General features: G+C 35.2%; 4 protein-coding genes. All 4 read right to left on the bottom strand.

Going from position 1 to position 3,424, the window contains the following annotated elements; translation table 11 throughout:
• Positions 1-186: 186 nt before the first annotated feature.
• Positions 187-1,038 carry an MBL fold metallo-hydrolase gene (locus AC1DUW_RS23850; protein ID WP_053347530.1) on the bottom strand — a complete coding sequence of 284 codons (852 nt, stop codon included), beginning with the start codon at positions 1,036-1,038 and terminating at the stop codon, positions 187-189.
• Between the two features lie 767 nt (positions 1,039-1,805).
• On the bottom strand, positions 1,806-2,246 hold the full coding sequence (locus AC1DUW_RS23845; protein WP_053347531.1) for an SRPBCC family protein: 441 nt from the start codon (positions 2,244-2,246) through the stop codon (positions 1,806-1,808).
• Positions 2,247-2,685: 439 nt separating this feature from the next.
• A complete protein-coding gene (locus tag AC1DUW_RS23840; RefSeq protein WP_053347532.1) occupies positions 2,686-3,066 on the bottom strand; it encodes a hypothetical protein in 381 nt (126 codons plus the stop codon).
• A 26-nt stretch (positions 3,067-3,092) separates the two neighbouring features.
• Positions 3,093-3,284, bottom strand: coding sequence for a hypothetical protein (locus tag AC1DUW_RS23835; RefSeq protein ID WP_053347533.1), 192 nt, complete (start codon positions 3,282-3,284; stop codon positions 3,093-3,095).
• Positions 3,285-3,424 lie beyond the last annotated feature (140 nt).

Here is a 3,424-nt window from a genome sequence, read left to right as displayed (position 1 = left end):
TTAAGGAACACAAAAATGATCAAACTTTTTTATAAAAGAATAATCCAATTAAATAGTATAAGGGCATGTTTTGATTAATCTTTTTTCAAAACATGCCCTTTCTATTTATACATTTATCTGGGTTTCTTGTATTAATTTGATCAAAGCTACATCAGCACCATATATTGCCGCTTTTAGTCCTCGTAATTATTCAGCATATCCGTTTACAAAAAAACCAACTGTTTCGAGTTCACTTTCGGTTAATTTCCGGTTTAGCTGCTTGGCCAATTCCTGCTCCATTAAATCACGACTTCCCTGATAGTTGACGACAAGCCTTGCACAATTTTTCATTAGCTTTAGCTCTGTCTCCATTTCCTGCTTCGTGCTGGGCTTTTCGTGATGGGAGAGTATATATGTATCGGCATCATAGGCTTCAATCTTCTTAATGAGTAGCAAAGCTTGTTCAGCCGTATAATTCCATTTTTCAGCATAAAGATTGGCATAAAGACAATCTCCTAGAAATAATGTTTTTTCCTCCGGAACATAAATGATACAAGAGTCTGCTGCATGATCACCGCCAACGTGTTCAATTACACAGGTTATATCGCCAAGATCAATGGTAATCGCTGTTTCAAAAATAATATCGGGCAACGGCAGGTCAATATTTCTCTTTGTCCCGAGTTCCAATTTGATTGCATCGGCACAAAATGGAATCTCAATCCCAGCATCGACCCGTTGATCAAGATCGAGATCTTCCCATGAAAGCTGCTGCATATCCTTAATATTGTTGTAAGTTTTCTCCTGACAAATTACCGGAATTCTCACATTCTCCAGTCCAAATACATGGTCCCAGTGGGAATGGGTAAGAACAAGAAAATCCCCGCTTATATTAGCCTGTAGTAATTCGTCCTGAAAAAGCTGTGCATGCTGGACAGAGTTACCGGCATCAATGATGATAGTTTTCTTAGTTCCAGAAACGGCGGCGAGAATGGGCCGATCAGTTTCTCCCACTGGAGTCAGGTAGACAAGATGTTTCGATAGATGCTGTAAAGTTTGCATGTTTCTGTTCTCCTTAGGATAGTTTAATTATCTGACCAAAACATCAATCAGCTTGCTTAAGTATAGCAAAATTACACATCTGTTGATTAGCTAATTATCCCCATAAAAAATTTACCTATTCTGTTACGATGATAAGCATTGAAATCATCCCTTTTAATTAGCAGACACACCACCATGTAACTTCCATGTTCTAAGCAACTTGATTTGTGGATTAAACTTCTGAATCAATTGTTCAATCTTTCTATCACATTCATTTTGACTCATAAATCTCCTGCTATACATATATTTTTCAAAAACTCATTTTATCGCGTTAGCTTTATTTCTATCATTATAATAATTAAGGTTTCCAATATGTTGAATTTTACATAATTTCCTTTCCTTAGTAACCATACACGCTAGTGTATCTTTGAAACAAAGTTTGATCAAATTAATACAAGAAACCTTGATAAATGAAYAAATWGAAAGAGCATGTTTTGAAAAAAGATGAATCAAAACATGCCCTTATACTATTTAATTGGATTATTCTTTTATAAAAAAGTTTGATCATTTTTGTGTTCCTTAAYSARCTAACGCACCCGTTAGTTCATTAAGAAAAGCGCTTCTGGAATATTGAAAAAAAGAGGCCATCCTTTTTGGACAGCCCGCTTTCCGCTAATTATAAAATTTCTAGTAGAGCTCGATATCATTATATTGGTCACTTCAGAATGTTACCATCTATACTTCAGAGAAGGTATCTCCAAAATGAATTGGCTTTCAATCTTTGAAAACTATGAGAATACTGCAATTTTACGTGCGATAGATTCTGTTAAACGAGATGCTACTTTTGGAACAGCCCATTTAATAATTGGTGTTAACACCGCACCAGATAATCCGCCTGCATGGATTTCCACCGTACAAGTCATTATTGTTTTACCATTAACATCTTCTGCAGTAAAGTGACCGCTTCCTGTAAAATTATCTGATAAACCTTTTAGTTCAAACTTAATATTTGAAGGTTCATTCCATTCGGTAATATCTACCTGCGCTTGTATTGTTTTTTTAATACCTTTCACACTACCTTCAAATGTCCAAATAGATTGCTTGTCATTTATGATTTCATGTTCTTTATAGGCTGGTACTGTCGTTGCCCATTTTTCGAGATCACTGACATAATCCCAAACTGCTTGTACATCTACTGGAACTACTACTGTATGCGTTCCCGTTGCCATTATGATCCCCACCTTCACTATGTATGAATTGTAACTTTACATTTCTACAAAATAATTATTACATAAAAAGCATAAACTTACATCACTAATTATACATAGCTTTCCTTCTTCCAATCCCCCAATTATTTGTAGAATCAAAATTTTCCAATCCTCCACAATCCTGCCCTTTAATGGAATAACAGGACTGACGTTTTTAAACGACTTTAATGTCACTTAACAGTATTCCTTATGGAACTATCCTGCCCCGTTAGTTGCATAAAGAAAAAGAGAGCCGAAGCAACTCCCTTATTGAAGTAAAGCACCCGTTAGTAAATTAAGGGTAGTTTTTAACTTGAATTTGAATGTATGATTATATATGACATTCAAATAGCCGCCAATTGGTGGCCTTCTTATGACGCTACGCACCCGTTGCCAATTAATCATTCCTTCGAAAAACTGATTAGTTCATATAGATTACTACAAGCATCCATAAAGCCAAAGCACCAACGATAGCAAGTGCTATACGCGTAGATAGTATCCGCACTTCAAAGTCGGTTTTCTTGGATGGTTCAGGATATGCAATTACGTAAATTCCCTTTAATAGTGCGAGCCATGCAATGACTGTGGTGAATCCCTGCCAGTTTAATGCCCATACATTATGCAGGATAACAGTGCCTAAGCCTAGGAAAATTGATAGAAAGCCATACATAATCCCAAATCCTCTGTCCTCGACCACTAATTTTTTCAGTTCACGTAGTACTGATGGACGTACGAAAAGTATTCCTGATACGATAACCGTCATCCATCCCCAAAACAACCCTAAAAAGGTACTTACTTCCATTATCATCTCACTCCTTTCAATTATATTTATATTTTTTCTAGTTTGAAAGTATGATTATTGTAAGAATCGTACATTTTTTCAAATGGGACGATATTCATCAAGTCAAAAGATTTTGCAGTTATTTCACCTTCAATAAATAGTTGAATTCCTTGTTCAAAATTTTTTATATGTATTTTACAGTATTTCTTCATTTTTCCATCCCTCTCTTTGGATACCATTATTGAAGGTGACCCCTCGTCAGTTTCAAGTTTTATATAGATTAATTAATTAAAAGTCTAAAAAAACTTGAAGCTTACGTTACGTCATTTTGTATACTGTTTAGTAACTACTTTTTTGAAATATCTAGATAGATTAGAAA

The sequence above is a fragment of the Peribacillus sp. P4_C12 genome (genome assembly GCF_056402095.1).
Note: the sequence above shows the minus strand (reverse complement) of the source record. Positions and strands in the feature narration are given on the sequence as shown.